Here is a 26,314-nt window from a genome sequence, read left to right as displayed (position 1 = left end):
GGTTGAATGCCCACACGCAGGTGCCGGCATCCGACCATCATGGGCGGGTAACCGTCCGTTGCCACCAGCATTTATCGGGGGACTTACCCATGAGCAGCACCAAGACCAGCGAATACCTGGAAACCCTCTACGAAGGCTACGGCCAGCGTTTTCGCGTGGAAAAAATGCTTCACGAAGTGCGCACCGAGCACCAGCACCTGGTGATTTTCGAAAACCCGCGCATGGGCCGGGTCATGGCGTTGGACGGCGTGATCCAGACCACCGAGGCTGACGAATACATCTACCACGAGATGCTGACCCACGTGCCGATCCTCGCCCACGGCACGGCCAAGCGCGTGCTGATCATCGGCGGCGGTGACGGCGGCATGTTGCGTGAAGTGACCAAGCACCGCGGTATCGAACACATCACGATGGTCGAGATCGACGGCACCGTGGTCGAAATGTGCAAGGAGTTTCTGCCCAACCACTCCAAGGGGGCGTTCGATGATCCACGCCTGAACCTGGTGATCGACGACGGCATGCGCTTCGTCGCTACCACCGAAGAGAAGTTCGACGTGATCATTTCCGACTCCACCGATCCGATCGGTCCGGGTGAAGTCCTGTTCTCGGAAAACTTCTACCAGGCCTGCCATCGCTGCCTGAATGAAGGCGGGATCCTGGTGACCCAGAACGGCACGCCGTTCATGCAACTGGGTGAAGTCCAGACCACAGCCGGCCGCCTGCGCAGCCTGTTCCCGGATTGGCACTTCTATCAGGCGGCGATTCCGACCTACATCGGCGGCGCCATGACCTTTGCCTGGGGCGCGACCGACACCGCGTATCGCAAGCTGTCCCGTGACGTCCTGCGCCAGCGTTTTGCCGGCAGCGGTATCGTGACGCGCTACTACAACCCGGAAATTCATATCGGCGCCTTTGCCCTGCCGCAATACGTCTTGCAAGCAGTGAACAAACCGAGCAACGACTGATCATCATATGGAAAGGGCCTCAGGGCCCTTTTTTATGTGACCAAATATGCGTTGCACAAAATTTTCACAAAGTTTCCAAGACAATCCGCCCGCACCGTTTCCTCTGTTTTGTGACGCAATCTCTTGCCCTAGAGCCGTTGCGGGCTTGCTTGGGTGTTTGCCAGTAATCAATGGCAATGCCACGAGTGATCGTGCAACATTTGCGCTCCGCGTATCCCCCCTGCCCCTGGTGGCGAAAAGAGGGCAGAGCGCAGCTGCATTTTTGAAACTTAAACTTCCAATGGGTCCTAAAACGACATGGCAAACCCGGACGCCCTGAGTCAGCAGCGAGCCTCGAATCGCCTGCTGCAACCGACCGTCAAATCCCACCTGGCTTATACGCTGCTGTGCGCGTTGGTCATGATGGTGATGTTCACTTTGCTGCGCGTGGCGCTGCTGGCCTACAACCGCGAGATGATCCTCGACACCCCGGCTTCGACCTTTCTCGAAGCGTTCGCCAACGGTCTGCGTTTTGACCTGCGGCTGGTGGTGTACCTGAGCATTCCGCTGTTGCTGGCACTGTTCAGCGCCAGGGCCATGGCCGCACGCGGCTTCTTCCGCTTCTGGCTGACCCTGGTATCGAGCATCGCGCTGTTCCTCGGCCTGATGGAGATGGACTTCTACCGTGAGTTCCACCAGCGCCTCAACGGCCTGGTCTTCCAGTATGTGAAGGAAGACCCGAAAACCGTGATGAGCATGCTCTGGTATGGCTTCCCGGTGGTGCGTTACCTGCTGGCGTGGGCCGTGGGTACCTGGATCCTGAGCCTGGCGTTCAAGGGCGCCGACCGTGCGACCCGCCCTCGTGGCCCCTTCAGCGGTGGCAGCATCGGCACCCGGCAGATCGCCCCCTGGTACGCCCGGGTCGGTGTGTTCGTGGTTTGCCTGCTGATCTGTGTGGTTGCAGCGCGCGGCACCTTGCGCCAGGGGCCGCCGCTGCGTTGGGGTGACGTGTACACCACCGACTCCAACTTCGCCAACCAGCTCGGCCTGAATGGCACCTTACAACTGGTGGCGGCAGCCAAGGACCGCATGTCGGAAGACCGCGGCAACATCTGGAAAGCCACCCTGCCTCAGGAAGAGGCAACCAAGATCGTGCGCCAAATGCTGGTGATGCCGGACGAAAAACTGGTGGATGCCAACACGGCCGCCGTGCGCCGTGACTACACGCCGCCCGCCGAGAAGACCCTGCCGATCAAGAACGTGGTCGTGATCCTGATGGAAAGCATGGCCGGTCACTCGGTCGGTGCATTGGGCGCTCCCGGCAACATCACGCCGTACCTCGACAAGCTGTCCAAGGAAGGGCTGCTGTTCGATAACTTCTTCTCCAATGGCACCCATACCCACCAGGGCATGTTTGCCACCATGGCCTGCTTCCCGAACCTGCCCGGTTTCGAATACCTGATGCAGACCCCGGAAGGCAGCCACAAGTTGTCGGGCCTGCCGCAACTGCTCAGTGCTCGCAAGTACGACGATGTGTACGTCTACAACGGCGACTTCGCCTGGGATAACCAGTCGGGCTTCTTCAGCAACCAGGGCATGACCAACTTTGTCGGGCGCAACGACTTCGTCAACCCGGTGTTCTCCGATCCGACCTGGGGCGTATCCGACCAGGATATGTTCGATCGCGGCCTGGTCGAGCTCAAGGCGCGGGAAAATGGCGCACCGTTCTATGCCCTGCTGCAAACCCTGTCCAACCACACGCCTTACGCGCTGCCGACGCCGTTGCCGGTTGAGCCGGTGACCGATCGCGGCACCCTGAATGAGCATTTGACCGCCATGCGTTACGCCGACTGGGCGTTGGGCCAGTTCTTCGAGAAGGCCCGCAAAGAGCCTTACTTCAAGGAAACCCTGTTCGTGGTGGTGGGTGACCATGGCTTCGGCAACGAGCGCCAGATCACCGAAATGGACCTGGGCCGCTTCAACGTGCCGATGCTGATGATCGCGCCGGGGATCCAGGAAAAGTTCGGTCCGCGCAGCCACATCGTCGGGACCCAGGTCGACATCGTGCCGACCATCATGGGCCGCCTGGGTGGCGAAGTGCGTCACCAGTGCTGGGGCCGTGACCTGCTGAACCTGCCGGAAGGCGACACCGGGTTTGGCGTGATCAAGCCATCGGGTAGCGAGCAGACCACCGCCATTGTGACGGCGGGTGAGATCCTGGTGCTGCCGAAGGAAAAGGAAATGCTGCCCAAGATGTACCAATACCAACTGGGGACTAACCCACGAGCTGAAATCGTTCCGGACGCACCTGATACCGCCGAGATGAAACTCAAGTTGGAAGCGTTCCTGCAAACAGCCACGAAGAGTCTGATTGATAACACGGCCGGTGTTATCGATGGCAAGCCGGACTGATCAGTAAGCGCAATAAAAAAGAGGCCCTGCAAGGGCCTCTTTTTTTTCAGCTATACAATAGCGATGTGCTTATATTCGACCCAGCAGCAGCAATACCAGCAGCACTACCAGAACCACACCGATGATACCGGACGGGCCGTAACCCCAGCTTCTGGAGTGCGGGAACACCGGAAGACCACCGATCAGAAGAAGTATCAGAATAACGATCAGAATTGTGCCCATGTCGATTTCCTTATTGGAGTTTTCGGTCAAGACGCGGCTGTTTGACGACGAGGTTCAGTTATCAACTAAGCCGAACCGCTTAATAAATCCGACTCTGCACGCGGAGAAAAAATTCCAAGTATTTTTAATGTTTTTTGCACACGGGTTTATTTCTTTTAATGCTGGGGCAATTGCCCCTCGGCGCTGAACTTATTGATTCGCGCCAAGTCCCGACTCGGATTGTGCAAGGCATGGCGGCTAAGTTTGCCTGGGGCATTCAGCATTCTGATGGTACGTGGGAGAGCCAGGCTCCTTCGCTACACTGCGGCTCAACTTCCCCGGAACAACAAGGCAACTCCTATGCAAAATCGCATGATGATTACTGGCGCCGGGTCCGGCCTGGGTCGTGAAATCGCACTGCGCTGGGCTCGTGAAGGTTGGCAGTTGGCGTTGTCCGATGTCAGTGAGCCGGGCTTGCAGGAAACCCTGAAGCTGGTGCGCGAGGCGGGTGGCGATGGCTTCGTGCAGCGCTGCGATGTGCGCGACTACAGCCAATTGACCGCGTTTGCCCAGGCCTGCGAGGTGAAGCTGGGCGGTATCGATGTGATCGTCAACAACGCCGGGGTGGCCTCGGGCGGGTTTTTTAGCGAGCTGTCCCTGGAGGATTGGGACTGGCAGATTGCAATCAACCTGATGGGCGTGGTCAAGGGCTGCAAGGCGTTCCTGCCGTTGCTGGAACAGAGCAAGGGCAAGATCATCAACATCGCCTCCATGGCGGCCCTGATGCAGGGCCCGGCCATGAGCAACTACAACGTGGCCAAGGCCGGTGTGGTGGCGCTGTCGGAAAGCCTGCTGATCGAGTTGGCGCAACAGGAGGTTGGGGTGCATGTGGTATGCCCGTCGTTCTTCCAGACCAACCTGCTGGATTCATTCCGTGGCCCGACCCCGGCGATGAAAGCCCAGGTCGGCAAACTGCTTGAAAGCTCGCCCATCAGCGCGGCCGACATTGCCGACTATATCTACCGTCAGGTCGCCGCCGGCGAGTTCATGATCCTGCCCCATGAGCAGGGCCGCATGGCCTGGGCCCTGAAGCAGAAGAACCCGCAGCTGCTGTACGACGAAATGACCCTGATGGCCGACAAGATGCGGGCCAAGGCCCGGCAAAGCGCAAGCTGAACTTGCCCGCTGGCCGGTGCGTCGTTAGGGTTGCCGGCATCTGGCAATCCTGACGAGACCTTGCATGCTCAATTACCTGTGGTTTTTCCTTGCCGCGCTGTTTGAAATCGCTGGCTGCTACGCCTTCTGGATGTGGTTGCGCCAGGGCAAGAGTCCCTGGTGGATCATCCCCGCGCTATTGAGCCTGACCTTGTTTGCCCTGTTGTTGACCCGCGTCGAGGCCACTTATGCGGGGCGCGCCTACGCCGCCTATGGCGGGATCTACATCATCGCTTCGATTGGCTGGCTGGGGTTGGTGGAGCGGGTGCGTCCGCTGAGCTCGGACTGGCTCGGGGTGGCACTGTGTGTGATAGGCGCGAGCGTCATCCTGTTCGGCCCACGCTTCTCCAACGGCTGATCGGGCCCAATGCGGGCCCGCAGACTCTTCAGTCGAACAGGGCCTTGGGCACATCGTGCTTGAGCATCAACTGGCACTGTTCGCTCTCCGGATCGAAAACGATCAGCGCCTGACCCTTGCTCAAGGCCTGGCGCACCCGCAGCACGCGGGTTTCCAGTGGCGTGTCATCGCCATTATCGGTGCCGTCGCGGGTCACGAAGTCTTCGATCAGGCGGGTCAGGGTGTCGACTTCAAGTTGGTCGTGGGGAATCAGCATACGGGCCTCCGGCAAACAATCCCGGATGCTACTGCGCCCGGGCCTGCACCGCCAGCCAAAGCGCGTGCAGGCGGGGTGTCAGTCGCCGTTATGATTTTTGCCCGACCAGGCTGTCGACCGACGGCACTCGGGTGTCGCTCTCCATCTGTGCGTCATGCTCCAGTTGATGGCTGAAGCGATCGAGTGAGCCCTGGGCCGGTTGCGCGTCGCTGGCGAATACCGGCGGGCTGAGGATGTAAGCCCCGAGCAAACGACTGAGCGCCGCCAGGCTGTCGATATGAGTGCGTTCGTAGCCGTGGGTCGCGTCGCAACCGAAGGCCAGCAGCGCCGTGCGGATATCGTGACCGGCGGTGACCGCCGAATGGGCGTCGCTGAAGTAGTAGCGGAACAAATCCCGGCGTACCGGCAACTCGTGGTCATGGGCCAGGCGCAGCAGGTGGCGCGACAGGTGGTAGTCATAAGGGCCGCCGGAATCCTGCATGGCGACACTCACCGCGTGTTCGCTGGAGTGCTGGCCGGGCGCGACCGGGGCGATGTCGATGCCGACAAACTCGCTGACATCCCAGGGCAGGGCGGCCGCCGCGCCACTGCCGGTCTCCTCGGTGATGGTGAACAGCGGGTGGCAGTCGATCATCAAGGGTTCGCCACTGTCGACAATGGCCTTGAGCGCGGCCAGCAAGGCGGCGACCCCGGCCTTGTCGTCCAGGTGGCGGGCGCTGATATGCCCGCTTTCGGTGAACTCCGGCAGCGGATCGAAGGCGACGAAATCCCCGACGCCGATGCCCAGGGAGTCGCAGTCGGCGCGGGTGGTGCAATAGGCGTCCAGGCGCAGCTCGATGTGGTCCCAGCTGATGGGCATTTCATCCACTGCCGTGTTGAACGCGTGCCCGGAGGCCATCAACGGCAACACGCTGCCGCGCAGCACCCCGTTATCGGTAAACAGGCTGACCCGGCTGCCTTCGGCAAAGCGGCTGGACCAGCAGCCGACTGGGGCCAGGGTCAGGCGCCCATTGTCTTTGACCGAGCGGACGCTGGCGCCAATGGTGTCCAGGTGGGCCGAGACTGCGCGGTCCGGGCTGTTTTTCTGGCCCTTGAGGGTGGCGCGGATGGTGCCGCGGCGGGTCAGTTCAAAGGGAATGCCCAGCTCTTCCAGGCGCTCGGCGACGTAACGCACGATGGTGTCGGTAAAGCCCGTCGGACTGGGGATGGCCAGCATCTCCAGGAGGACTTTCTGCAGGTAGGTGAGGTCGGGTTCGGGGATTTTACGGGTCATGGAAACTCCTGATGAGTAAAGGGCATCGATGGTTTCGATGAGGCCAAGGGCGTGTTGCCTGGTGCAGGTCGAGGGCCTTGATGCCGGCACCACAGCCCGTCGGGCTGCCGATGCCGGCCCAGGGCGAACCTAGGTCGCCGGTTGGCTATGGGGGAACAGCAGATCGACAAAGCGCTCCGCCGTCGGTTGCGGCTCGTGGTTGGCCAGGCCGGCGCGTTCATTGGCTTCGATAAACACGTACTGCGGCTGATCGGCGGCCGGCACCATCAGGTCGAGGCCGACCATCGGGATATCTAGCGCCCGCGCGGCTCGCACCGCAGCGTCGACCAGGGTCGGATGCAATATCGCTGTGACGTCTTCCAGGGTGCCCCCGGTGTGCAGGTTGGCGGTACGTCGCACAAACAGGCGTTCGCCTGCCGGCAGTACGCTGTTGTAGTCATAGCCTGCGGCATGCAGGGTGCGCTGGGTTTCGTGGTCCAGGGGGATCTTGCTTTCGCCGCCGGTAGCGGCCTGGCGTCGGCGGCTCTGGGCTTCGATCAGGGCACCGATGGAATGCTGACCGTCGCCGATCACTTCCGCAGGCCGGCGAATCGCGGCCGCCACCACTTCAAAGCCAATCACCAGGATTCGCAGATCCAGGCCTTGGTGAAAGCTTTCCAGCAACACCCGGCTGTCGAACTGCCGGGCATGATCGATAGCCTGCTGCACCTCTTCAATGCTGCGCAGGTCGACCGCCACGCCCTGGCCTTGCTCGCCGTCCAGGGGCTTGACCACGACCCGCTCGTGTTCATCGAGAAACGCCAGGTTGTCGTCGGCGTTACCCGCCAATTGCTGCGCGGGCAGATTCAGCCCGGCGCTGCGCAGCACTTTGTGGGTCAGGCTCTTGTCCTGGCACAGGCTCATGCTGATGGAACTGGTCAGGTCGCTCAGGGACTCGCGGCAGCGCACCCGGCGCCCGCCGTGGCTCAGGGTGAACATCCCGGCCTCGGCGTCGTCGACCTGCACATCGATGCCGCGGCGATGGGCTTCCTCGACAATGATCCGCGCGTAGGGGTTGAACTCGGCTTGGGGCCCAGGGCCCAGGAACAGCGGCTGATTGATGCCGTTCTTGCGCTTGATGGCAAAGGTCGACAGGGTGCGAAAACCGAGCTTGGCATAGAGGTTCTTGGCCTGGCGGTTGTCGTGCAGCACCGACAGGTCGAGGTAGCTCAGACCACGGCTCATGAAGTGCTCGATCAGGTGCCGCACCAGCACTTCGCCGACACCGGGGCGGGTGCACTGCGGGTCTACCGCCAGGCACCAGAGGCTGCTGCCGTTTTCCGGGTCCTGGAACGCCTTGTGATGGTTGAGCCCCATCACGCTGCCGATCACCGCGCCGCTGTCTTCGTCTTCCGCCAGCCAGTACACCGGGCCGCCCGCGTGGCGCGGAGTCAACAGCGCCGGGTCGATGGGGAGCATATTGCGCGCCTGGTACAGCTGGTTGACGGCCTGCCAGTCGGCCTCGTTCTGCGCGCGGCGAATGCGAAACCCGCGAAAGACCCGGGTCGCCTGGCGGTAATCACTGAACCACAGGCGCAAGGTGTCGGACGGGTCGAGAAACAGCTGCGTCGGCTCCAGCCCCAGAATCTGCTGCGGCGCCGCCACATACAGCGCGATATCGCGCTCGCCGGGCTGTTCGTTGAGCAACTCCTGGGCCAGGCTCGCCGGGTCGGGAAAGGTATGGCCGATCAGCAGCCGGCCCCACCCGCAATGCACGGCAATGGGTTCCGGCCCGGGCTCGCTGCCGTCTTCGGCAAAGCGCGCTTGCAGGCGTTCATAAGACGGCGCCTGACCGCGTAACAAGCGTTGGCTGTAAGCCGTGGCGTGGGGTTTCATCGATCAGATTCCTTGTTCGCTGAGCCACAGGTTCAGCGCTGCCAGTTGCCACAGCTTGGAGCCGCGCAATGGCGTCAGTTGGCCTTGCGGGTCGGTCAGCAGGCGGTCGAGCATGGCCGGGTTGAACAGGCCACGATCCTGGCTCGGGTCCAGCAGCAGTTCGCGCACCCAGTTCAGGGTGTCGCCTTGCAGGTGCTTGAGGCCCGGGACCGGGAAATAGCCTTTCTTGCGGTCGATCACTTCGCTGGGGATGACCAGCCGCGCCGCTTCCTTGAGCACTTGCTTGCCGCCTTCCGGCAGCTTGTATTTACCCGGCACCCGCGCCGACAACTCCACCAGGCGGTAGTCGAGGAAGGGCGTGCGCGCTTCCAGGCCCCAGGCCATGGTCATGTTATCCACACGCTTGACCGGGTCGTCGACCAGCATCACCGTGCTGTCCAGGCGCAGGGCCTTGTCCACCGCGGCGTCGGCTCCGGGCTGGGCGAAATGCTCGCGCACAAAGTCACCGGCGGCGTCGTTGGCGGTCAGCCACTTGGGCTGCACGGTAGCGGCGTAGTCGTCATAGCTGCGGTCGAAGAACGCCTCGCGGTAGGCGGCATACGGGTCGCTGGCGCCATCCACCTGCGGGTACCAGTGGTAACCGGCAAACAGTTCATCGGCGCCCTGGCCGCTTTGCACCACCTTGCAGTGCTTGGCCACTTCACGCGACAGCAGGTAAAAGGCGATGCAGTCGTGGCTCACCATGGGCTCGCTCATGGCACGGAAGGCTGCCGGTAACTGCTCGATGATTTCGCGCTCGTCGATACGCAACTGGTGATGCTCGGTGCCGTAATGCTTGGCGATCAGGTCCGAGTACTGGAACTCGTCGCCACGTTCGCCGCCGGCATCCTGAAAACCGATGGAGAAGGTCGAGAGATTTTCCACCCCGACTTCCCGCAGCAGGCCCACCAGCATGCTCGAATCGACACCGCCCGAAAGCAGCACACCGACATCCACCGCCGCCCGCTGGCGGATCGCCACGGCTTCACGGGTGCTGTCGAGCACACGGTCGCGCCAGTCTTCCAGGGTCAGGTCGAGCTCGTCAGCGCGCGGACCGTAGGGCAGGGTCCACCAGGTTTGCTGCTCGGTGCGGCCATCGGCTTCGATGCGCATCCAGGTCGCGGGCGGTAGTTTTTCGATACCAGCCAGCAAGGTGCGCGGCGCAGGTACCACGGCGTGGAAGTTCAGGTAATGGTTCAGCGCCACCGGATCGAGGATCGGGTTGATGTCGCCGCCCTTGAGCAGTGCCGGCAAGGCCGAGGCAAAGCGCAGGCGCTGGCCGGTGCGGGACAGGTACAGCGGCTTGACGCCCAAACGGTCGCGGGCGATGAACAGGCGCTGGGCATCGCGCTCCCAGATGGCAAAGGCAAACATGCCGTTGAGCTTGGGCAGCAGGTCGGCGCCCCAGGCGTGATAGCCCTTGAGCAGCACTTCGGTGTCGCCGCCGGAATAAAAGGCGTAACCCAGGCCTTCGAGTTCGGCTCGCAGCTCGGGGAAGTTGTAGATCGCGCCGTTGAACGCCAGGGACAGCCCCAGCTGGTTGTCGATCATCGGCTGCGCCGAGCCGTCCGACAGGTCCATGATTTTCAGGCGTCGATGGCCGAGGGCAATGGGCCCCTGGCTATGAAAGCCCCACGCGTCAGGGCCGCGAGGGGCCAGGTGATGGGTGATTCGTTCAACCGCTGCCAGGTCGGCAGGTTGATGATCAAAGCGTAATTCGCCAGCTAGTCCGCACATAAGTCCTTACCGGTTTTTCCGTTGGGGAGAGTCAATCGTCGATCGGCCAGAAGGGCCGGTACTCAGAAACTGACCTGTGTGAAACTCGGGAGTTTTAGACCGATAGGTTATAAGGCGCCCGGCTGTAGTGCGCAGCCAGGTGCTGGAAAAGGCTTGGGGTGCATGCGGGCGGCGTTGCACGGAAGCAACGCCGCCAAGGGGCTCAGGCTTTGCCGCGAATCAGCCGACGCAAGGCAAAACGGTTGGGATGACAGGCTTCGGCCACGCTGCGGGGCAGTGGCAGCGGCTCGTTTTCCAGCCAGGCGGCCAGCAGTTCGCCGGACAGCGGGGCGGTGATCAGCCCCCGGGAGCCGTGGCCGCTGTTGATATACAGGCCATCCAGCCAGGGGCACCGCAGGTCCGGTACTTGCCGCGCGTCCTTGGCCAGTGCGGCGTAGGTCTGGGCAAAGAGCGTCTGATCAGCCAGCGGCCCGACGATCGGCAGGTAATCCGGGCTGGTGCAACGAAACGCGGCCCGTCCCTGCAGGTTATCCACAGGCAGTTGATCGGCCTGCAGGCGTGCCACCAGGTCGCTGGAGATTTCTTCCAGCATCTGCAGGTTGCCGGCGTGTTCGGCCGCGGTGGGCGTCAGGTCGTCGCTGTTGAAGTCAAAGCTCGCCCCCAGGGTGTGTTCGCCCAGGCGTGGCGGCGCGACATAACCTTCGGCGCAGACCACGGTGGCCAGGCTCTGGCTGAGGGCGGTCTGCGGCAGGCGGGTGATCTGCCCGCGAATACGCTTGAGGGGCAGTTCGGCGCTGGGCGCGAAGCGCTTGATCTCTGCCGCGCCGGCAAGAATCACCACCGGCGCACTGGCCAGCAACTGCTCGCCGTCCCAGGCTTGCCACTGCTGGTCGACCTTGTGCAGGTGCAGCACATCGTGGTGCGCCAGGACCTCGATCAACGGGTTGCGGGCCTGCCACTGGCACAGTGCCGGTGGATGGACCCAACCGCCCTCGGGGAAAAACAGCCCCCCTTGGGCCAGGGCGATACCGGCCCGAGCCTCGGCCTGGGCCTGGTCCAGTCGATGCAACAGGTCGGCGGGAAAGGCCTCGGCCAACTGCTGCTGGCGCTCATCTTCCTTGGCGTTGAACGCCAGTTGCAGCACCCCGCAGCCGTCCCAGTCGACGCCCCGTTGCAGGTGCTCCAGCAGACGCCGGGTGTAACCGAAGCCGCTGAGGATCAGCTGCGACAACGCGGTGCCGTGGGCCGAAAGCTTGAGGTAGAGCACGCCCTGGGGGTTGCCCGAGGCTTCCTGGGCCAGCCCGGCATGGCGCTCCAGCAGGCTGACCCGCCAACCGCGTGCGGCCAGGCTCGCGGCACTGGCGCAACCGGCCAGGCCGGCACCGATCACCAGGGCGTGTTTGTCTGTCGGGGCCTGATCGGGGCGAGCGAACCAGGGCCTGGCAGTGGCGGGTGCCGGTGTCTCGGCGGGCCAGCCGAGAAACTCGCCGCGCAGCACTTCCCATTTGTGGCCGATGCCCGGGGTGCGTTTCATTTTGAAGCCGGCGGCGTTCAGCAGGCGGCGCACCCAGCCGGTGCTGGTAAAGGTGCTGATAGTCGAACCCGGGGCCGCCAGGCGCGCCAGCTCGGCGAACAGCTCCGGGGTCCACATGTCGGGGTTTTTCGCCGGGGCGAAGCCATCGAGGAACCAGGCATCGATCTGTGCGTCGAGCTGGGGCAACTGCTCCAGGGCATCGCCGATCAGCAGGGTCAGGGTGACGCGGCCCTGGTCCAGGACCAGGCGCTGGAAACCCTGATGCACTGCGACATAGGCCTTGAGCAGCGGCTCGGCAAGCGCCGCCAATTCCGGCCACAGGGCCAGGGCGCGTTGCAGGTCGGCAGGGGCCAGCGGGTACTTTTCAACACTGACGAAATGCAGGCGAGCGCTGGGCTCGGCCTGTTGCTCGAAAAGCTGCCAGGCGCAGAGGAAATTCAGCCCGGTGCCGAAGCCGGTCTCGCCAATGACAAATCGGGCACCCGGGGCCAGCGCGGCAAAGCGTTCGCGCAGCCGATTCTGTTCGATAAACACATGGCGGGTTTCATCCAGCCCGGACTCGGTGGAGAAGTACACGTCATCGAACACCCGCGAGTGCGGGCGTCCCTGTTCGTCCCAGTCGAGCTGGGCGTGGGGCAATACGGCGGTCATGTTCGGCTCGATTACGGCAAGGCGGCCATTCTAGCCGATCGCCGGGGCGGCGATTGATCCATGACAAGGCCGTGGTTCGACAGTCGGCCGCCATTGGCGCGGGGGCAAGGCCGGGGGAATGAATCGTCGGGGATTTGTTTCCACAGCCAGGGGGCGATCCGCTAGTCTTGCCCCATCTTGGAAGGGAGCCGCCCATGTTCGAATCTGCCGAAATCGGTCACGCCATCGACAAAGAAGTCTACGACGCCGAAGTCCCCGCGCTGCGGGAAGCCTTGCTGGAAGCACAGTTCGAGTTGCGAGAGAAAGCGGCCTTTCCGGTGATCGTATTGATCAACGGCATCGAAGGCGCCGGCAAGGGCGAGACGGTCAAGCTGCTTAACGAGTGGATGGACCCGCGGCTGATCGAGGTGCGCACCTTCGACCAGCAGACCGACGAAGAACTGGCGCGGCCGCCGGCTTGGCGCTACTGGCGGATGCTGCCGGCCAAGGGCCGCATGGGTGTGTTTTTTGGCAACTGGTACAGCCAGATGCTCCAGGGGCGGGTGCATGGGGAGTTCAAGGATGCGCGCCTGGACCAGGCGATCAACGCCGCCGAGCGCCTGGAGAAAATGCTCTGCGACGAGGGCGCGCTGATCTTCAAATTCTGGTTCCATTTGTCGAAGAAACAGATGAAGGCGCGGCTCAAGTCGCTGCAGGACGATCCGCTGCACAGCTGGCGCATCAGCCCCCTGGACTGGCAGCAGTCGAAGACCTACGACAAGTTCGTCAAATACGGTGAGCGTGTCCTGCGCCGCACCAGCCGCGACTACGCGCCCTGGCACGTGATCGAAGGTGTGGACCCGCACTACCGTAGCCTGACAGTGGGGCGGATTCTGCTCGAGGGCCTGCAGAACGCCCTCAACCGTCCCGCCGCCAAGCCGGCCACGGTGAACGCGGCGCCGTTACCGGTGAGCGTCGATCAGATCAGTCTGCTCGACAGCCTGGACATGACCCAGCACCTGGAAAAAGACGATTACGAAGAACAACTGATTACCGAGCAGGCGCGCCTCGCCGGTTTGCTGCGTGACAAGCGCATGCGCAAGCACGCGCTGGTGGCGGTGTTCGAAGGCAACGATGCGGCGGGCAAGGGGGGCGCCATTCGTCGTCTGGCGGCAGCCCTCGACCCGCGCCAGTACAGCATCGTGCCGATTGCCGCGCCCACCGAAGAGGAGCGGGCGCAGCCTTATCTCTGGCGGTTCTGGCGGCATATTCCGGCGCGGGGCAAATTCACCGTGTTCGACCGCTCGTGGTATGGCCGGGTGTTGGTGGAGCGGGTCGAGGGCTTTTGCAGCCCGGGTGACTGGTTGCGTGCCTATGGCGAGATCAATGACTTCGAAGAGCAGCTCGATGATGCGCGGGTGATCGTGGTCAAGTTCTGGCTGGCGATCGACAAGCAGACCCAGCTGGAGCGCTTCCAGGCCCGCGAGGAAATCCCCTTCAAGCGCTTCAAGATCACCGAGGACGACTGGCGTAACCGCGACAAGTGGGACGCCTATCGCGCGGCCGTTGGCGACATGGTTGATCGCACCAGCACCGAAGTTGCGGCCTGGACCCTGGTCGAAGCCAATGACAAGCGCTGGGCGCGGGTCAAAGTGCTGCGCACCATCAACCGCGCCCTGGAATCGGCGTTTGAAAAGTCCGACAAGCACGATAAGAAGCACGGCAAATAAGGCGATGGTTTTGCATACGCGGGGTGAATGATTGTCGCGGTCGGGGGAGGGCTGGATCTATGCTCGATCCACTCTTAACCGACAACAACAATGAGGTGTGCCATGCGTGAAGTGGTGATCGTCGACAGCGTACGGACTGGCCTGGCCAAATCCTTTCGCGGCAAGTTCAACCAGACCCGTCCGGATGACATGGCGGCTCATTGCGTGAATGCGCTGCTGACCCGCAATGGCATCGACCCGGCCAGCGTCGAGGACTGCATCGTCGGCGCCGGCTCCAACGAAGGCGCCCAGGGCTACAACATCGGGCGCAACGTCGCGGTGCTTTCGCAACTGGGCACCGGCACTGCGGGCATGACCCTCAACCGTTTCTGCTCCTCGGGCCTGCAGGCAATCGCCATCGCCGCGAACCAGATCGCTTCCGGTTGCAGCGAGATCATCGTCGCCGGTGGCGTCGAGTCCATCAGCCTGACCATGAAAAGCGTCAACACCGACAACCTGATCAACCCGCTGCTCAAGGAACAGGTTCCCGGGATCTACTTCCCCATGGGCCAGACCGCCGAGGTTGTCGCCCGGCGCTACAACGTCAGCCGCGAAGAACAGGACCTGTACGCCCTGCAAAGTCAGCAGCGTACGGCCCAGGCCCAGGCGGCCGGCCTGTTTGATGACGAAATCGTGCCGATGGCGGTCAAGTACCGGGTCGAGGACAAGAACACCGGGCAGGTGCAGATTCTCGAGGGCGTGGTGGACCGCGACGACTGCAACCGCCCTGACACCACCCTGGAAAGCCTGGCTGGCCTCAAGCCGGTATTTGCCGAAGACGGCTCGGTGACCGCGGGCAACTCCTCGCAATTGTCCGATGGCGCGTCCATGACCCTGGTCATGAGCCTGGAAAAAGCGCTGGCGCTGGGGCTCAAGCCTCGGGCGTTGTTTCGCGGGTTTACGGTAGCCGGTTGCGAGCCCGACGAGATGGGCATCGGCCCGGTGTTCTCGGTTCCCAAGCTGCTCAAGGCCAAGGGTCTGCAAGTGGCCGATATCGACCTGTGGGAGCTCAACGAGGCGTTCGCCTCGCAGTGCCTGTACAGCCGCAACCGCCTGGAAATCGACAACCAGAAATACAACGTCAACGGCGGTTCGATCTCCATCGGCCACCCGTTCGGCATGACCGGCTCGCGCCAGGTCGGGCACCTGGTGCGTGAGCTGCAACGGCGCAACCTGCGCTATGGCATCGTCACCATGTGCGTGGGCGGGGGCATGGGGGCGAGTGGGTTGTTCGAGGCCTTGCGTTGAGCAGACAGTCCTCTTTGTAGGGCCCGGCGGCGGGTTGCACCGCTGACCGAGCGACGGCTCTTGCATGGGTTGCCTGTGCAAGAGCCGTTTTTATCCACAGCCCGAATCAGCCCTGTTTGCCAGCCTCGAGCATGTTTTCCGGGCGGACCCAGGCGTCGAACTCCTCGTCGGTCAGATAACCCAGTTGCAGCGCCGCTTCGCGCAAGGTCAGGTTCTCGCCGTAGGCCTTCTTGGCGATTTCCGCCGACTTGTCGTAGCCGATATGGGGGTTGAGCGCGGTCACCAGCATCAGGCCGCGCTCCAGGTGCGCCGCCATTTGCACTGGATCAGGTTCCAGGCCAGCCACACAATGCTGCTGGAAGTTGCTGCAGCCATCGGCCAGCAGGCGAATCGATTGCAGCAGGTTGTGGATGATCACCGGTTTGAACACGTTCAGTTGCAGGTGACCCTGGCTGGCGGCGAAGCCGATGGCCACGTCGTTGCCCATGACCTGGCAGGCCAGCATCGACAGGGCTTCGCACTGGGTCGGGTTGACCTTGCCGGGCATGATCGAACTGCCGGGCTCGTTGGCCGGCAACTTGACCTCGGCAAACCCGGCCCGCGGCCCGGAGCCCAGCAGGCGCAGGTCGTTGGCGATTTTCATCAGGCACACGGCCAGGGTCTTCAGCGCACCGGACAGGCTGGTCAGCGGCTCATGGCCGGCGAGGGCGGCGAATTTGTTGGGGGCGGTGACAAACGGCAGGCCCGACAGCGCGGCCAGCTCGGCGGCAATCGCTTCGCCGAAACCATGGGGTGAATTGAGTCCGGTGCCCACTGCGGTGCCGCCCTGTGCCAATTCGCACACCGCTGGCAGCGTGGCGCGAATCGCCCGTTCGGCGTAATCGAGCTGGGCGATGAATGCCGACAACTCCTGGCCGAAGGTGATGGGTGTGGCGTCCATCAAGTGAGTGCGTCCGGTCTTCACCAGCTTCATGTGCCGCGCCGAAAGTTCGGCCAGGCCGCCGGACAACTCGGCGATCGCTGGCAGCAGGTGATGCTGCACGGCCTGAGCTGCGGCAATGTGCATGGCGGTCGGGAAGCTGTCGTTGGAGCTTTGCGAGCGGTTGACGTGGTCGTTGGGGTGCACCGGGCTTTTGCCGCCGCGTGGGTTGCCGGCCAGTTCGTTGGCGCGTCCGGCGATCACCTCATTGACGTTCATATTGCTCTGGGTGCCGCTGCCGGTCTGCCAGACCACCAGCGGAAACTGCTGGTCGTGATCACCTGCCAGCACTTCATCGGCGGCCTGCTCGATCAGGCGTGCGATGTCAGCGGGCAGGTCGCCGTTGCGATCGTTGACCCGGGCCGCGGCCTTCTTGATCAGGGCCAGGGCATGCACCACCGACAGCGGCATGCGCTCGTCGCCGATTGCGAAGTTGATCAGCGAACGCTGTGTCTGAGCGCCCCAGTAGGCTTCATCCGGGACTTCAACCTGGCCAAGGCTGTCGGTTTCGATACGGCTCATCGTGCACACTCCTGTAGGTCTGATTGCGCAGTTTAGGTCGTGATCGGGCAGTGGGGTTCCCTAAAGCTGCTTTTGCGTCGTTTGGTCGAGCAAATCCAGGCGCGGCAAGGGGTGGGGTTGAGTGCATGAGTTTTTTAGGCGCAGAATGGTCGCCCTTGGGGTCTTACCTCGCCTGCTAGAAAAGGAAACTCGATGACTCGTCTTCGTGCCATCTGTACCGCGGTTGTTCTGGTTTGCGCCAGCGGCCAGGTTCTTGCCGATACCGCCAGCCACAATGCCAGTGCCGAAGCCTTCCTGACCCTGGCGCACGCCGACAAGCTGGGTACCCCGGTGTACATGCAAGTGCAGCAAATGTTCGCTCAGCGGTTTGAGCAGACCAAAGCCCCCGAATCGAAAAAAGCCCTGCTGGACACCTACCAGGCCAAGGCCAACGCCGCCCTGGACCAGGCCATCGGCTGGAACAAGCTGAAGCCGGACATGGTCAAGCTCTACACCAGCAATTTCAGCGAATCCGAACTCAAGGACCTGGTGGCGTTCTACCAGTCGCCGCTGGGCAAGAAAGTCCTGGAAAAAATGCCTCAGTTGACCCAGCAATCGGCACAGCTGACCCAAGCCAAGCTGGAAAGCGCGGTGCCTGTGGTCAACAAGCTGCTGGATGACATGACCACTGAACTGACGCCAAAAGCAGCACCGGCGAAGAAGAAGTAAGCGGAGCCAGGAATGACCATGCAACAACGTATCGAATCGGCGCTCGGCGCATTGCAGCCAGAGCATTTGCAGGTGGCGGATGAAAGCCATATGCACAGTCGCGGGCTGCAGACCCATTTCAAGGCCGTGCTGGTCAGTGAGCAGTTTGCCGGGCTCAACAGTGTCAAGCGCCACCAGAAGGTGTACGCCACGCTTGGCGACCTGATGGGCGAGTTCCATGCGTTGGCGCTGCATACCTATACCCCTGAGGAATGGGCGAAGATCGGTGTGGCCCCGGCCTCGCCGACCTGCGCCGGGGGCAGCGGCAAGCACTGAGGGGCCCGCCGCAAGCTTGACGCTTGCCCCTTGGAGCTTGTAGCTGCCTTCCTGCTACAATCCGCAACGCGCCGCTCAGTCGGCGCGTTTTTTTTCGCATCCGGTTCACCCTTTACGAGGGTAGCCACCTGGAGATCACCCATGACACAACCCATTGTCGTGGCGGCACTGTATAAGTTCGTCACCCTTGAAGATTACGTAGCCCTGCGCGAACCCCTGCTGCAGGCGATGCTCGACAACGGCATCAAAGGCACCCTGTTGATCGCCGAAGAAGGCATCAACGGTACGGTTTCCGGTAGCCGCGAAGGCATCGACGGGCTGATGGCCTGGCTCAAGAACGACCCGCGCATGGACGACATCGACCACAAAGAGTCGTACTGCGACGACCAGCCGTTCTACCGCACCAAGGTCAAGCTGAAGAAAGAGATCGTCACCCTGGGTGTCGAGGGCGTGGACCCCAACAAGCAGGTCGGGACCTATGTCGACCCGCAAGACTGGAACGCCCTGATCAGCGATCCGGAAGTACTGCTGATCGATACCCGCAACGACTATGAAGTCTCGATCGGCACCTTCGAAGGCGCCATCGATCCGAAAACCACCAGTTTTCGCGAGTTCCCCGATTACATCAAAGCCCACTTCGACCCGAGCAAACACAAGAAAGTCGCGATGTTCTGCACCGGCGGCATTCGTTGTGAAAAAGCCTCCAGCTACATGCTCAGCGAAGGCTTCGATGAGGTGTTCCACCTCAAGGGCGGGATCCTCAAGTACCTCGAAGAAGTGCCGCAGCAAGAGAGCAAATGGCAGGGCGACTGCTTTGTCTTCGATAACCGGGTCACCGTGCGCCACGACCTGAGCGAAGGCGACTACGATCAATGTCATGCCTGCCGCACTCCGGTAAGCGTCGAAGATCGCGCATCCGAGCACTATGTGCCGGGCATCAGTTGCCCGCACTGCTGGAACACCCTGAGCGAGAAGACCCGACGCAGCGCCGCCGATCGGCAGAAGCAGATCGAATTGGCCAAGGCTCGCAACATGCCTCACCCCATTGGTTACAACTACAAGCAATCACCTTCCGAGGCCTGAGCCATGTCTGCCCGCCTGCTCTATGTAATGGATCCGATGTGTTCCTGGTGCTGGGGCTTCGCTCCGGTGGCCGAGGCCCTGGTGGAGCAGGCACATGCAGCAGGCGTCGAGCTGCACCTGGTGGTGGGTGGTTTGCGCACCGGCAGCGGTGCGGCGCTCGAGCCCACGACCCGGCGCTATATTCTTGAGCACTGGCAGGCGGTCACCGAGGCCACCGGCCAGCCGTTCCAGTTCGAAGGTGCGCTGCCGGATGGCTTCGTCTACGACACCGAGCCCGCCTGCCGCGCCATCGTCACTGCCCGCAGCCTGGCGCCCGACTGCGCCTGGAAGCTGCTCGGGCTGATCCAGCGAGCGTTTTACCGTGAGGGGCGCGACGTCACCCACGCCAGTGTGCTGGTGGAGTTGGCCGAGCAGGCGGGTGTGCCGCGAATCGAATTCGCCGAGGCTTTCGACCGTGCCGAACAGCACGCAGCCACCGCAGCGGATTTCACCTGGGTACAGGATCTGGGCATTGCCGGTTTCCCGACCCTGCTGGCCGAGCGCAATGGTCAACTGGCGTTGCTGACCAATGGTTATCAACCGCTGAGCGAGTTGTCGCCACTGCTCGGACGCTGGTTGGAGCGAGCTGCCGGTGGATGAGCGGGACGCGACGAACGAGCAAGGTCAAACGGTCGACCGCCTGAGCTGGGCGGAAATTCGCCGTCTGGCACTGCATCACAAGAAAGCCTTGTGGATTGCCAACGGCGTCGCCGTGCTGGCGACCTTGTGCAGCGTGCCGATCCCTCTGCTGCTGCCGCTGTTGGTGGACGAAGTGCTGCTGGGCCACGGTGACGCCGCGCTGAAATTCATGAACCATGCCTTGCCCACGGCTTGGCAGAGCGCGGCCGGTTATATCGGCCTGATGCTGCTGGCGACGCTGACCCTGCGCTGTGGCGCGCTGGTGTTCAACGTGTTGCAGGCGCGGCTGTTCGCCGGGCTGGCCAAGGACATCGTGTATCGGATTCGCACCCGGCTGATCGAGCGTCTCAAGCGGATCTCCCTGGCTGAATACGAAAGCCTGGGCAGCGGCACCGTGACCACGCACCTGGTCACCGACCTCGACACTGTGGATAAGTTTGTCGGCGAAACCCTCAGTCGCTTCCTGGTGGCGATGCTGACCCTGGTCGGCACGGCCGGGATCCTGATGTGGATGCACTGGCAGCTGGCGCTGTTGATCCTGTTGTTCAACCCGCTGGTGATCTACGCCACGGTGCAACTGGGCAAACGGGTCAAGCACCTGAAGAAGCTGGAGAACGACAGCACCGCGCGTTTCACCCAGGCCCTGACCGAAACCCTGGACTCGATACAGGAAGTGCGGGCCGGCAATCGCCAGGGATTTTTTCTCGGCCGCCTTGGGCTGCGGGCACGGGAGGTTCGCGATTTTGCCGTGGCCTCGCAGTGGAAAAGTGATGCATCCAGCCGCGCCAGCGGCCTGCTGTTCCAGTTCGGCATCGATATATTTCGTGCAGCGGCCATGCTCACCGTGTTGTTTTCCGACCTGTCCATCGGCCAGATGCTGGCGGTATTCAGCTACCTCTGGTTCATGATCGGCCCGGTGGAGCAGTTGCTGAACCTGCAATACGCCTACTACGCCGCCGGTGGTGCCCTTTCACGCATCAACGAGTTGCTGGCGCGTGCCGACGAGCCGCAATACCCGGGGGGTGTGGACCCGTTCCAGGGCCGTGAAACCGTGGGAATCGACGTCCGTGGCCTGTGTTTTGGCTATGGCGACGAACTGGTGCTCAATCAACTGGACCTGTCGATCACCCCTGGCGAAAAGGTCGCCATCGTCGGTGCCAGTGGCGGTGGAAAAAGTACCCTGGTGCAGTTGCTGCTGGGGCTCTATACCCCGCAGGCCGGGACCATCCGCTTCGGCGGTTCGACCCAGCAGGAGATTGGCCTGGAAACCGTGCGGGAAAACGTCGCAGTGGTGTTGCAGCATCCGGCGCTGTTCAACGACAGCATCCGCGCCAACCTGACCATGGGCCGCGAGCGCACCGATGCTGCCTGCTGGCAGGCCCTGGAAATCGCCCAATTGGAAGCCACGGTGCGCAACCTGCCCCAGGGCCTGGACAGCGTTGTTGGACGTTCAGGGGTGCGTTTGTCCGGCGGCCAACGCCAGCGATTGGCCATTGCGCGCATGGTTCTGGCCGAGCCCAAGGTCGTGATACTCGACGAAGCGACCTCCGCCCTGGACGCCGCTACCGAGTACAGCCTGCACCAGGCATTGACCCGATTCCTGCGCGGGCGCACGACCCTGATCATTGCCCACCGCCTGTCGGCGGTAAAACAGGCGGATCGGGTGCTGGTGTTCGATGGCGGGCAGATTGCCGAAGATGGCGACCATCAGCAGTTAATTGCCGACGGAGGTTTGTACGCCAAGCTTTATGGGCACTTGCAGCAAATTTGACGCTCTTGAGTTTTGCCCGATTTTCTGCGCTTAGTAATTGAATTCCTTGGTGGAAGGCCTGTTTCGAGCGTATCGGCCACAGGCATTCAAGGGCGAGGCGCCGACGCGCGCGCCTCGCTGCACTTCGAACGGACGCAAACTAGCCTAGTCTGTGCTGGTAGGTGCAGGACTCCTCGGGTGTTCATTGGGCAATGCTTATGCAAGGGACCTCATGAAGCAAAAGCGCACTCTCGGAACCCCACGGCTGCTGGGCATTGTCTGGCCATTTATCGCCGTGGTGTTGTTTCAAGCCCTGTTGGGTGGCCTGAGCCTCTACGTCCTTTCGGCGGTGCGTGGGTATGTTGCGGGCGAAAGCCTGTGGTCCAAGGGGCAGAAGGATGCGATTTATTACCTCAACCTCTATGCCGACAGCCGCGATGAATCGGCCTTCCTCAAATACCAGAACGCAATTGCCGTGCCCCAGGGCGGTCATGAACTGCGTCTCGCCCTGGACCGCAAGCCGCCGGACCTGGAAGCCGCGCGACTGGGTATCCTCAAGGGCGGTAACCATCCGGACGATGTGTCCAGCCTGATCTGGCTGTACCTCAACTTTCGCCACTTCAGTTACCTGGAAAAGGCCATCGACCTGTGGACCGTCGGCGACAGCTACCTGGTGCAGCTGGATGCGGTGGCGCGGGACATGCACCAGAGCATCAGCCGCAATCAAGTCAGTGATGCCGATATCCTTCGCTGGAAGAGCCAGATTTTCGCCATCAATGACGGGGTGACTCCGGCCGCCAAGGCGTTCAGTGATGCCCTGGGCGAGGGCTCGCGGGTCATCCTGCGGTTGCTGCTGGTGACCAACCTGGCCACCGCGCTGGTGCTGATTGCCCTGGCTTTATTGCGAACCCACAAATTGCTCACTCAGCGCCATGAATTTGCCGATGCCTTGCAGCTGGAAAAGGAGCGGGCGCAAATCACCCTGCAGTCCATCGGCGACGGGGTGATCACCACCGATGTGGAAGGCGCCATCGCCTATATGAACCCTGCAGCCGAAGAGCTGACCCACTGGAAGGCCGAGCAGGCGGTAGGGTTGCCCCTGGCGGCATTGTTCAACCTGCTGGATGAAAATGCCCAAGCCGACGGGTTTACCCTGATCGAACATATTCTCAGTGGCCAGCTCAGTGGCGGCAGCGAGCATTCCAAGCTGATCCAGCGCCTCGACGGCAGCACGGTGTCGGTGACCCTGGTCGGTGCTCCGATCCAGAACGCGGGCAAGGTCAGCGGCACCGTGCTGGTGCTGCACGACATGACCCAGGAGCGTCAGTACATCGCCAATCTGTCCTGGCAGGCGACCCATGATGCGCTGACGGGGCTGGCCAACCGCCGGGAATTCGAGTTCCGCCTGGAGCAGGCGTTGCACAACCTGTCGCGCCAGCCAGGGCGCCATGCGCTGATGTTTCTGGATCTGGACCAGTTCAAACTGGTCAACGATACCTGCGGTCACGCGGCCGGGGATGAATTGTTGCGGCACATCTGCGCGCTCCTGCAGTCCGGGTTGCGCGAGGGCGATACCCTGGCCCGCCTGGGTGGCGATGAGTTCGGCATTTTATTGGAGAACTGCCCACCCGACGCGGCGGAGAAAATCGCCGAAGGCCTGCGTCAGACCGTGCAGAACCTGCATTTCGTGTGGAAGGGCCGGCCGTTCGTGACCACGGTCAGCATCGGCCTGGTGCATATCGCGCAGACCCCGACCACTCTGGAAACCTCCCTGCGTGCGGCCGACATGGCCTGCTATATGGCCAAGGAAAAGGGCCGCAATCGAGTCCAGGTCTACCACGCCGATGACTCGGAGCTGTCCTTGCGCTTTGGCGAAATGGCCTGGGTCCAGCGCCTGCATATGGCCCTTGAGGAAAATCGCTTCTGCCTTTACTCCCAGGAGATTGCGGCCCTCGGACACCCTGATCGCTCGGGCGGACATATCGAGATTCTGTTGCGCCTGCATGACGAAGCCGGGCGCATGATCCTGCCGGACAGCTTTATTCCTGCGGCTGAGCGTTATGGGTTGATGACGTCCCTGGACCGTTGGGTGGTGCAGAACGTGTTCAAGATCATTGCCCAGTGCATTGAGGAGAAGGGCGAAGGGCCGATGGCCATGTGTGCGATCAATCTGTCGGGCATTACCATCGGTGACGACGACTTTCTCGACTTCCTGCGCGAGCAATTCACCCGCTACGCCATACCGCCGGCGATGATCTGTTTTGAAATCACCGAAACCAGCGCTATTGCCAACCTGGGCAGCGCGATTCGTTTTATTAATGAACTCAAAGGGTTGGGTTGTCACTTCTCTCTGGATGACTTTTGTGCGGGCATGTCCTCATTCGCTTATCTCAAACATTTGCCTGTAGACTTCTTGAAGATCGATGGAAGTTTCGTAAAGGATATGCTGGACGACCCGATTAACCGCGCCATGGTCGAAGTGATCAATCACATCGGCCATGTCATGGGTAAACGCACCATTGCCGAGTTTGTCGAAACACCGCAGATCGAGCAGGCGTTGCTTGAAATCGGTGTGGATTTTGCTCAGGGCTACATCATCGAACGCCCGCAATTGTTCACCTGTGACAGTCTGCAGTGTCGACCACCACGCGCGCAGCCGCTGTTGTTCAAGGCGCCCGGCACGTTCCGTTGAAACCTTTGTTGATCAGTATGAATCACACTCAAAAGGAGCCCGACAGTGATTGACACCTTCAACCGAACCGGCCCGCTCATGGAAGCCGCAAGTTACCCCGCCTGGGCTCAGCAACTGATCCAGGATTGCAGCGAGAGCAAGCGCCGTGTAGTCGAACACGAACTGTATCAGCGCATGCGTGACAACAAACTCAGTGCCAAGACCATGCGCCAATACCTTATTGGCGGTTGGCCGGTGGTCGAGCAGTTTGCTTTGTACATGGCGCAAAACCTGACCAAGACCCGCTTTGCCCGCCATCCGGGCGAGGACATGGCGCGACGCTGGCTGATGCGCAATATTCGCGTCGAGCTCAACCATGCCGATTACTGGGTGCATTGGAGTCGAGCCCATGGCGTCAGCCTGGAGGACTTGCAGGCGCAACAAGTGCCGCCCGAATTGCACGCCTTGAGCCACTGGTGCTGGCATACCAGTTCGTCTGACTCCCTGATCGTGGCGATTGCTGCCACCAACTATGCGATCGAAGGTGCGACGGGCGAGTGGTCTGCGCTGGTCTGTTCCAATGGCCTATACGCCGCGGCCTTTCCTGAAGAGGACCGCAAGCGCGCCATGAAGTGGTTGAAGATGCATGCCCAGTACGACGACGCCCATCCATGGGAAGCACTGGAAATCATCTGCACCCTGGCCGGCCAGAATCCGAGCAAGGCGTTGCAGGTCGAGTTGCGCCAGGCTGTGTGCAAGAGCTACGACTACATGTACCTGTTCCTGGAGCGCTGTATGCAGCAGGAAAAAGCCCCCGTAAGCCGCGAGCGGTTGGCCCTGGCGGAAGGCTGAGTACAGGATTTGCCTGCGCGGGCAGGTTCGGCGTCAACGGGAGCTGCGGCTTTCCGAGGCGACGAACCTGCCCGCGATTGTTTTCGGGGCAGGTTCAGCCGGCCATTGCCAGGCGGTTACGGCCTTCGCGCTTGGCCACATAGAGTGCGCTGTCGGCACGGCGCAGCAGGCTGTCCGACGACTCGCCAGGCAACAGAGTCGAGCAGCCGAGACTGACGGTCAGTTCGATCGGCTGGCCGTCGACCCGATAATCGTGGGTCTGAGTCGCATGCCGCAGGCGCTCGCCAATCATCGCGGCAGCGTCGCGCCCGGTGTTGGAAAGCAGGATCAGAAACTCCTCCCCGCCGAAACGGAACACCATGTCGACATTGCGCAGTTGCCCCTTGATGGCTGCTGCAACGGCTTTGAGCACCTCATCGCCCGCGCTGTGGCCATGGTTGTCATTGATTCTCTTGAAGTGGTCAATATCCAGCATCAGCAGCGACAGCGGCTGGGTGTGCCGGCGTGCCATTTCGATTTCGCGCTGCAGGGTCTGGTCCATTGCGATACGGTTGCCGGTATCGGTCAGGGGGTCACGCAGGGCACTGCGGGTCGCTGCGCGATACAGCAGGGCGTTGCGCATGGGGTAGAGCAGGGATGAGAGCAGCGATTCGAGGTTGCCCTGTTCCTGGTCGTTGAAGCGCTGATTGCGTCGGAACACCAGTTCGCCCATGGGCTCGCCTTCATGGCTGAGGCTGTAGCTGACCGAGTGGTGGCCGCGCAGCCCGAACTCCAGGCGCAGGTCGCTGGGGGTGTGTTGATAGACCATGGCATCGAGGGGGACCAGGCGCTGGACTTCACGGAAGAACAGGCCAAGGATCCGCTGTGGTTCGAGGCTGGTTTGCAGCTGCAGGCCCAGTTGCTGGCGTAATTGAGCCAGCCCTACCGGACGTTGCGCCAATGGCGATGGTTGACCAAAGCCCAGGCGTTGCAATTTGGCGCTATCGAAGTCAATTGCGTTGGTCTGGGTTGGTGTTTTCATATGGCGTGAGCCCCTGAGCACGTAATGCAGTCTTACTGGCTGGGTGAGAGCGGCTCTGGGCTGCGCGTCATACTGTTCCATCAGTCCCGTAGGACGAGTTTTCACAGTCTAATCCGCTTTGCCCGTCGTTATAAGCCCCGATTGGGGCGGTGCCTGGCTCGCCAATACACTGCGTGTATGAGCAGGTTTAGAGCGAAAGTCATGCCATTCGGTTCAGATAAATAAAAGTCTTTTGAATTCAATC

The 26,314-nt window shown here is 62.0% G+C and carries 21 protein-coding genes; 13 read left to right on the top strand and 8 right to left on the bottom strand.

Features of this window, described 5'->3' with window-relative positions; translation table 11 throughout:
- Positions 1–89 precede the first annotated feature (89 nt).
- Positions 90–965 carry a polyamine aminopropyltransferase gene (gene speE / locus JFU57_RS31615; protein WP_020299610.1) on the top strand — a complete coding sequence of 292 codons (876 nt, stop codon included), beginning with the start codon at positions 90–92 and terminating at the stop codon, positions 963–965.
- 297 nt (positions 966–1,262) lie between these two features.
- Complete coding sequence (locus JFU57_RS31610; RefSeq protein WP_078470725.1) at positions 1,263–3,356, top strand: LTA synthase family protein; 2,094 nt, start codon at positions 1,263–1,265, stop codon at positions 3,354–3,356.
- Positions 3,357–3,425: 69 nt separating this feature from the next.
- Here JFU57_RS31610 and JFU57_RS31605 read toward each other — a convergent pair whose 3' ends face one another.
- On the bottom strand, positions 3,426–3,584 hold the full coding sequence (locus tag JFU57_RS31605; RefSeq protein ID WP_177323429.1) for a DUF3309 family protein: 159 nt from the start codon (positions 3,582–3,584) through the stop codon (positions 3,426–3,428).
- Between the two features lie 333 nt (positions 3,585–3,917).
- Here JFU57_RS31605 and JFU57_RS31600 point away from each other — a divergent pair, with 333 nt between their 5' ends.
- Both JFU57_RS31600 and JFU57_RS31595 read left to right on the top strand, forming a co-directional pair.
- On the top strand, positions 3,918–4,733 hold the full coding sequence (locus JFU57_RS31600) for an SDR family oxidoreductase (protein ID WP_020299613.1): 816 nt from the start codon (positions 3,918–3,920) through the stop codon (positions 4,731–4,733).
- 64 nt (positions 4,734–4,797) lie between these two features.
- Positions 4,798–5,130 (top strand): YnfA family protein, encoded by a 333-nt coding sequence (locus tag JFU57_RS31595; protein ID WP_201131932.1) that lies wholly within the window; start codon positions 4,798–4,800, stop codon positions 5,128–5,130.
- Positions 5,131–5,158: 28 nt separating this feature from the next.
- Here the strand turns inward: JFU57_RS31595 and JFU57_RS31590 are convergent, their stop codons facing one another.
- The 5 genes from JFU57_RS31590 to mnmC all read right to left on the bottom strand — a co-directional run bounded on the left by JFU57_RS31590 (position 5,159) and on the right by mnmC (position 12,495).
- Entirely contained in the window at positions 5,159–5,386 is a 228-nt protein-coding gene (locus tag JFU57_RS31590; RefSeq protein ID WP_020299615.1) for a YheU family protein, read from the bottom strand.
- A gap of 88 nt (positions 5,387–5,474) precedes the next feature.
- Positions 5,475–6,659 (bottom strand): osmoprotectant NAGGN system M42 family peptidase, encoded by a 1,185-nt coding sequence (locus JFU57_RS31585; protein ID WP_078470723.1) that lies wholly within the window; start codon positions 6,657–6,659, stop codon positions 5,475–5,477.
- A 129-nt stretch (positions 6,660–6,788) separates the two neighbouring features.
- Positions 6,789–8,534 carry an N-acetylglutaminylglutamine synthetase gene (ngg, locus tag JFU57_RS31580; protein WP_201131931.1) on the bottom strand — a complete coding sequence of 582 codons (1,746 nt, stop codon included), beginning with the start codon at positions 8,532–8,534 and terminating at the stop codon, positions 6,789–6,791.
- A 3-nt stretch (positions 8,535–8,537) separates the two neighbouring features.
- Positions 8,538–10,310: an N-acetylglutaminylglutamine amidotransferase gene (locus JFU57_RS31575; RefSeq protein ID WP_201131930.1), complete on the bottom strand. Its 1,773-nt coding sequence runs from the start codon at positions 10,308–10,310 to the stop codon at positions 8,538–8,540.
- A gap of 202 nt (positions 10,311–10,512) precedes the next feature.
- On the bottom strand, positions 10,513–12,495 hold the full coding sequence (gene mnmC, locus JFU57_RS31570) for a bifunctional tRNA (5-methylaminomethyl-2-thiouridine)(34)-methyltransferase MnmD/FAD-dependent 5-carboxymethylaminomethyl-2-thiouridine(34) oxidoreductase MnmC (RefSeq protein WP_201131929.1): 1,983 nt from the start codon (positions 12,493–12,495) through the stop codon (positions 10,513–10,515).
- A gap of 194 nt (positions 12,496–12,689) precedes the next feature.
- Between mnmC and pap the strand changes: the two genes are divergently transcribed.
- On the top strand, positions 12,690–14,204 hold the full coding sequence (gene pap, locus JFU57_RS31565; protein WP_078470719.1) for a polyphosphate:AMP phosphotransferase: 1,515 nt from the start codon (positions 12,690–12,692) through the stop codon (positions 14,202–14,204).
- A 102-nt stretch (positions 14,205–14,306) separates the two neighbouring features.
- The gene (locus JFU57_RS31560; protein ID WP_078470718.1) at positions 14,307–15,491 is read left to right on the top strand and encodes a thiolase family protein; all 1,185 of its coding nucleotides are present in this window, start codon (positions 14,307–14,309) and stop codon (positions 15,489–15,491) included.
- A gap of 106 nt (positions 15,492–15,597) precedes the next feature.
- Here the strand turns inward: JFU57_RS31560 and JFU57_RS31555 are convergent, their stop codons facing one another.
- Positions 15,598–16,992 carry a class II fumarate hydratase gene (locus JFU57_RS31555; protein ID WP_078470717.1) on the bottom strand — a complete coding sequence of 465 codons (1,395 nt, stop codon included), beginning with the start codon at positions 16,990–16,992 and terminating at the stop codon, positions 15,598–15,600.
- A gap of 192 nt (positions 16,993–17,184) precedes the next feature.
- Here JFU57_RS31555 and JFU57_RS31550 point away from each other — a divergent pair, with 192 nt between their 5' ends.
- From JFU57_RS31550 to JFU57_RS31520, 7 genes are all read left to right on the top strand, one after another.
- Positions 17,185–17,700 carry a DUF2059 domain-containing protein gene (locus JFU57_RS31550; protein ID WP_020299623.1) on the top strand — a complete coding sequence of 172 codons (516 nt, stop codon included), beginning with the start codon at positions 17,185–17,187 and terminating at the stop codon, positions 17,698–17,700.
- Between the two features lie 12 nt (positions 17,701–17,712).
- The gene (locus JFU57_RS31545; RefSeq protein ID WP_020299624.1) at positions 17,713–18,015 is read left to right on the top strand and encodes a BolA family protein; all 303 of its coding nucleotides are present in this window, start codon (positions 17,713–17,715) and stop codon (positions 18,013–18,015) included.
- 141 nt (positions 18,016–18,156) lie between these two features.
- Complete coding sequence (gene trhO / locus JFU57_RS31540) at positions 18,157–19,098, top strand: oxygen-dependent tRNA uridine(34) hydroxylase TrhO (protein ID WP_078470716.1); 942 nt, start codon at positions 18,157–18,159, stop codon at positions 19,096–19,098.
- A 36-nt stretch (positions 19,099–19,134) separates the two neighbouring features.
- Entirely contained in the window at positions 19,135–19,737 is a 603-nt protein-coding gene (locus JFU57_RS31535; RefSeq protein ID WP_178102949.1) for a DsbA family protein, read from the top strand.
- The gene (locus JFU57_RS31530) at positions 19,730–21,547 is read left to right on the top strand and encodes an ATP-binding cassette domain-containing protein (RefSeq protein WP_201131928.1); all 1,818 of its coding nucleotides are present in this window, start codon (positions 19,730–19,732) and stop codon (positions 21,545–21,547) included. The genes JFU57_RS31535 and JFU57_RS31530 overlap by 8 nt, the downstream gene beginning before the upstream one ends.
- Positions 21,548–21,758: 211 nt before the next feature.
- Positions 21,759–24,218 (top strand): EAL domain-containing protein, encoded by a 2,460-nt coding sequence (locus JFU57_RS31525; protein WP_078470713.1) that lies wholly within the window; start codon positions 21,759–21,761, stop codon positions 24,216–24,218.
- Positions 24,219–24,296: 78 nt separating this feature from the next.
- The gene (locus JFU57_RS31520) at positions 24,297–25,049 is read left to right on the top strand and encodes a TenA family transcriptional regulator (protein ID WP_207202530.1); all 753 of its coding nucleotides are present in this window, start codon (positions 24,297–24,299) and stop codon (positions 25,047–25,049) included.
- A 94-nt stretch (positions 25,050–25,143) separates the two neighbouring features.
- Here JFU57_RS31520 and JFU57_RS31515 read toward each other — a convergent pair whose 3' ends face one another.
- Complete coding sequence (locus JFU57_RS31515) at positions 25,144–26,070, bottom strand: GGDEF domain-containing protein (RefSeq protein WP_078470712.1); 927 nt, start codon at positions 26,068–26,070, stop codon at positions 25,144–25,146.
- Between the last annotated feature and the right edge of the window lie 244 nt (positions 26,071–26,314).

The sequence above is a fragment of the Pseudomonas sp. TH07 genome, assembly GCF_016651285.1.
Lineage (GTDB): Bacteria > Pseudomonadota > Gammaproteobacteria > Pseudomonadales > Pseudomonadaceae > Aquipseudomonas.
Note: the sequence above shows the minus strand (reverse complement) of the source record. Positions and strands in the feature narration are given on the sequence as shown.